This window comes from Streptomyces apricus (genome assembly GCF_008369065.1).
Lineage (GTDB): Bacteria > Actinomycetota > Actinomycetes > Streptomycetales > Streptomycetaceae > Streptomyces > Streptomyces apricus.
In genome coordinates, this window is the sequence record NZ_VDFC01000046.1 from 574,645 (window position 1) to 579,224 (window position 4,580).

Sequence of the window (4,580 nt, forward strand, 5' to 3'; positions counted from 1 at the left end):
CCTCCCCGCCCCACCCGACCGGACGGCTAAAGCCCCGCCGCAGCGCGGCTTATCGCACCGGCGAACGTCGACACCTCGGTGTACACCCCGGGCGTCAGGGGCCGCGCACACCCGTCACCCCAGCTGACGATCCCCACCTGGAGCCACTTGCCGGCGTCGTCCTTGCGGAACATGGGCCCGCCGGAGTCCCCCTGGCAGGTGTCCACCCCGCCCCGCGGAACGCCCGCGCAGATCTCCTGCCCGGCGATCAGCCGGGCACCGTAGTGCCGCTTGCACTGCCGGTCGGCGACGAAGGGCACCTTGGCCTTCAGCAGCTTCGTGGAACCGGTGTTCGCGTTCTCCGCGGTGTCGCCCCACCCGGCGACGGTGAACGTCCCCCTGTTGTAGCGGGTGGTCGTGGCGATCTTCAGCGTCGGCAGCTCGATGGGCCGGGCGAGCTTGATCAGAGCCCAGTCCTTGCCGTTGCCGTCGTAGCCCGGCGCCTGGACGACCTTGGTGGACCTCACCTTGATCGCACCGGCGGAGCCGAGGTCGGCGACCCCGGCGGTGGCGGTGATCCGGGTCGTGTTGCCGGACCCGTCCACGCAGTGCGCGGCGGTCAGGACGACGTCCTTCTTGTAGAGCGAGCCGCCGCAGCCCATGGACAGGCTGACCATGAAGGGGAACTCGCCCTGCGCGGCGGGTGCGCCGCCGACCACCGGGGCGGGCGCGGCGTGCGCGGCGACGGGCTGGAGGCTGGCGGTCGCGAGGGCGACGGCACCGATGGCCGCGGCCCGCCGGAAGGCGGGTCTCCGGAGCAGACCGAGCGTGCTGTGGGTCAACAGGTTCCCTTTCATGAGGAATTGCGCGGGAATGCCGAGTGCGCACGACGGCGCACAGAGAGTGCACAGAAGTATGAAGATCGTGCGACCTGTGGGGCAAGGGCGGATGTCACGCACCCGGCGTGGAACCCGGCCGCCGGGAATCCGCTCGCGCCCCCTTCTCGCACCCCCTTAAGGTGGGAGGAGGTTCGGGGCCTCTCAGGGGGTACGGGCGTGACGAACGGCGGTCCGGTCCAGCACGGCTACCCCCACCTGGAGACGGTGCGGGCGGCGGTCACCGCGCTGTACAAGCGGCTCTCGTACGACACCATCCACGCGTTCGACACCAGCGTGCCCCCGGCCGACGTGGCGTTCGGCGACACGGACGACCTGTACCTGGGGACCCAGCGGGTGGCCCGCGAGCTGGTGCGGCACTTCCGGCTGCCGGACGCCCGCATGATCGTGGGCTTCCGGGAGATGGAGTTCGCGGCGAACGTCGAGCTCGCCGCGGGCCCGGAGTACTTCATCGAGCTGAACGACCGCTTCCGTACCCACCGCCGTGACATCGGGGCCGCGCTGGCCCACGAGGTGATGCACGTCTACCTGCACCGCCTCGGCCTGTCCTTCCCCGGCACCCGGGACAACGAGATCCTCACGGACACGGCGACGACGTACCTCGGTGCGGGCTGGCTGCTGCTCGACGCGTACCGGGAGGACGCCTCGTCCTCGCAGAAGCTCGGCTACCTGACGCCGGAGGAGTTCGGGTACGTGCTGGCCAAGCGGTCGCTGGCGTTCGGGGAGGACCCGGCCACCTGGTTCACCAGCGCGCAGGCGTACACCGCGTACACCAAGGGCCTGGCGCGGGCGCGGGAGGACGGGCGGCAGCCGCCGCTGACGGCGGCCGGGTGGGCGGGGCGCCGCCGGTACGCGAAGGACCGCCGCCATGCGCAGGAGCACGCGCGCGTGGTGCCGCGCACGGCCGCCGACGGCAGCGCGTACGCGTTCACGCCGGACGGGCGGGGGCCGTTGCGGGTCTCGTTCCCCTGCCCGACCTGCCATCAGCGGATCCGGGTACCGGTGCGCGGGCGGGTCCGGGCCCGCTGCGCCCTGTGCCGGACGGTCCTGGAGTGCGACACGTAGGGGCCGTCCTCGTTCATGGGCGGGGGGGGCCGGCCACGGCGCACCCGCGGTCGCCCACGCCCCGTCCTGCGGCTCCTCATGCCCCGTGCACCGCAGTCGGGGGCGGTGCCTGCGCGAGGAGCCGCAGGACGGCGCCGCCCACTTCGGCGGGKGCCCAGCGGGACCCCTTGTCGGCCGTGGGTCCCGGCCGCCAGCCGTCCATGACCGCGATGCGGCCGCCCTCCGTCTCGAAGACCCGGCCGGTGACTCCCTCGCTCGCGGCGGAGCCGAGCCAGACGACGAGGGGGGACACGTTCTCGGGGGCCATGGCGTCGAAGCCGTCGTCCGGTGCCGCCATGGCCCGGGCGAAGGCGGTCTCGGTCATCCGGGTCCGGGCGGCCGGCGCGATGGCGTTGACCTGCACCCCGTAGCGGGCCGTCTCGGCGGCGGCGACCAGGGTCAGCCCGATGATCCCGGCCTTGGCCGCGCTGTAGTTGCCCTGCCCGACGGACCCCGAGAGCCCGGCCCCGGAGCTGGTGTTGACGATCCGGGCCCGCGGGACGCGCCCTGCCTTCGCCTCGGCCCGCCAGTGCGCGACGGCGTGCTTCAGGGGCAGGAAGTGGCCCTTGAGGTGGACGCGCACGACGGCGTCCCAGTCGTCCTCGTCGAGGTTGACGAGCATGCGGTCGCGCAGGAACCCGGCGTTGTTGACGAGGGTGTCGAGCCGTCCGTACGCGTCGAGCGCGGTGCGGACGAGGGAGGAGGCGCCCTCGGTGGTCGCGACGTCCCCGGCGTGGGCGACGGCCTCGCCGCCCGCCGTCCGGATCTCCTCGGCGACCTCCTCGGCGATCTGCCGGGCCGGGCCGCCGGCGGCGCCGGGCGATCCGTCGAGCCCGACGCCCAGGTCGTTGACGACGACCCGTGCCCCCTCCGCCGCGAAGGCGAGCGCGTGGGCCCGTCCCAGTCCGCGTCCCGCTCCCGTGACGACCACCACCCGCCCGTCGCAGATGCCCGTTCCGGAAGGCGTGTCCGCGCCCATGTCACCGCTCCTTGCCGTCGTCGGCGGTCGCCGCGTCCAGGAAGGCGGGCCGCTCGCCGCCGCCGTGGACGAGGAGGCTCGCCCCGGTGATGTACGCGGCGGCCTCCGAGGCGAGGAAGACGGCCGCCCCGCCGATGTCCGCGGGCGCGGCGAGCCGTCCCAGCGGGACGGTGCGGGAGACGGCCCCGATGCCGTCCCGGTCCCCGTAGTGGAGGTGGGACAGCTCGGTGCGGACCATTCCGGCGACCAGCGTGTTGACCCGTACGTCCGGTGCCCACTCCATGGCCATCGAGCGCGCCAGGTTCTCCAGTCCGGCCTTGGCGGCTCCGTAGGCGGCGGTGCCGGGCGAGGGCCGGGTCCCGCTGACGCTGCCGATCATCACGACGCTGCCGCGGGCGCGCCGCAGCCGGTCGTACGCCGCCAGGGAGGCGGTGAGCGGCGTGACGAGATTGAGGTCGATCACGCGCGCGTGCCGTTCGGCGTCCGCCCCGGTGAGCAGCCGGTACGGGGCGCCGCCCGCGTTGTTGACCAGGACGTCGAGCCGGGGCAGCCGTCCGAAGAACGCGCGGACGGCCGGTGGATCGCGCAGGTCGAGGGGGTGGAACGCGCATCCGTCGAGCGGCGCCGGAGGGGGGCGGCGGGCGCAGACCACGACCTCGTCGCCCGCTTCGGCGAACGCCCGGGCGATTCCGGCGCCGACGCCCCTGGTGCCGCCGGTGACCACGACGAGCCGCTTGTCCACAGGGCCTCCCGTCCGTTGTCCACAGGGCTTCCCGCCCCTCGGCATCCGCTGTTACCTTCGAACCGGATCGCACCTAACAAACGTTTGGTGGATGGATGAGGGAAAGGTAGCTGATGCGCCGATGGGTGTCTCCACCTCGTCCCCGGAAAAAGGGATTTCCGTCGTCACGGTCGACTTCCCCCCGGTGAACGCGCTGCCGGTGCACGGCTGGTTCGAGCTGGCGGACAGCGTGCGCGCGGCGGGGCGCGACGCCGGGATCCGCTGTGTGGTGCTGGCCGCCGAGGGCCGGGGGTTCAACGCGGGCGTGGACGTCAAGGAGATCCAGGCGAAGGGCGCCAGCGCCCTGCTCGGCGCCAACCGCGGCTGCGCCGAGGCCTTCGCCGCCGTCTACGAGTGCGAGGTGCCGGTGGTGGCGGAGGTGCACGGCTTCTGCCTGGGCGGCGGCATAGGCCTGGTGGGCAACGCGGACGCGATCGTGGCGAGCGAGGACGCCGCCTTCGGGCTGCCCGAGCTGGACCGGGGCGCGCTGGGCGCGGCCACGCACCTGTCCCGGCTGGTGCCCCAGCACCTGATGCGCGCCCTGTACTACACCTCGCGCACGGCGACCGCGGCCGAGCTGCACCGGCACGGCTCGGTGTGGCGGGTCGTGGCGCGCGAGCGGCTGCGCTCCGCCGCGCTGGAGCTGGCCCGTGAGATCGCGGGCAAGGACGGCCGGCTGCTCCGGCTCGCGAAGGCGGCGATCAACGGCATCGACCCCGTCGACGTGCGCCGCAGCTACCGCTTCGAGCAGGGGTTCACGTTCGAGGCGGGCCTGGACGGCACGGGTGACCGCGTCCGCGGCACCTTCGGAAGGGGCGGTGGACGCCCACAGGGGGGAGGG

The 4,580-nt window shown here is 73.8% G+C and carries 5 protein-coding genes; 2 read left to right on the forward strand and 3 right to left on the reverse strand.

The genetic code is table 11. The features are described 5' to 3' along the window. Positions 1-26: 26 nt before the first annotated feature. The gene (locus tag FGF04_RS22650) at positions 27-836 is read right to left on the reverse strand and encodes a S1 family peptidase (protein ID WP_149513120.1); all 810 of its coding nucleotides are present in this window, start codon (positions 834-836) and stop codon (positions 27-29) included. A gap of 198 nt (positions 837-1,034) precedes the next feature. Here FGF04_RS22650 and FGF04_RS22655 point away from each other — a divergent pair, with 198 nt between their 5' ends. Next, positions 1,035-1,940 (forward strand): hypothetical protein, encoded by a 906-nt coding sequence (locus FGF04_RS22655; protein WP_149513121.1) that lies wholly within the window; start codon positions 1,035-1,037, stop codon positions 1,938-1,940. 76 nt (positions 1,941-2,016) lie between these two features. Here FGF04_RS22655 and FGF04_RS22660 read toward each other — a convergent pair whose 3' ends face one another. Beyond that, positions 2,017-2,958 (reverse strand): SDR family oxidoreductase, encoded by a 942-nt coding sequence (locus FGF04_RS22660; RefSeq protein ID WP_149513122.1) that lies wholly within the window; start codon positions 2,956-2,958, stop codon positions 2,017-2,019. Position 2,959: 1 nt separating this feature from the next. After that, positions 2,960-3,700, reverse strand: a complete 741-nt coding sequence (locus FGF04_RS22665) for an SDR family oxidoreductase (RefSeq protein WP_408055652.1) — start codon at positions 3,698-3,700, stop codon at positions 2,960-2,962. Between the two features lie 121 nt (positions 3,701-3,821). Between FGF04_RS22665 and FGF04_RS22670 the strand changes: the two genes are divergently transcribed. Next, on the forward strand, positions 3,822-4,580 hold a 759-nt coding region (locus FGF04_RS22670; RefSeq protein ID WP_149513781.1), incomplete at its 3' end, for an enoyl-CoA hydratase family protein.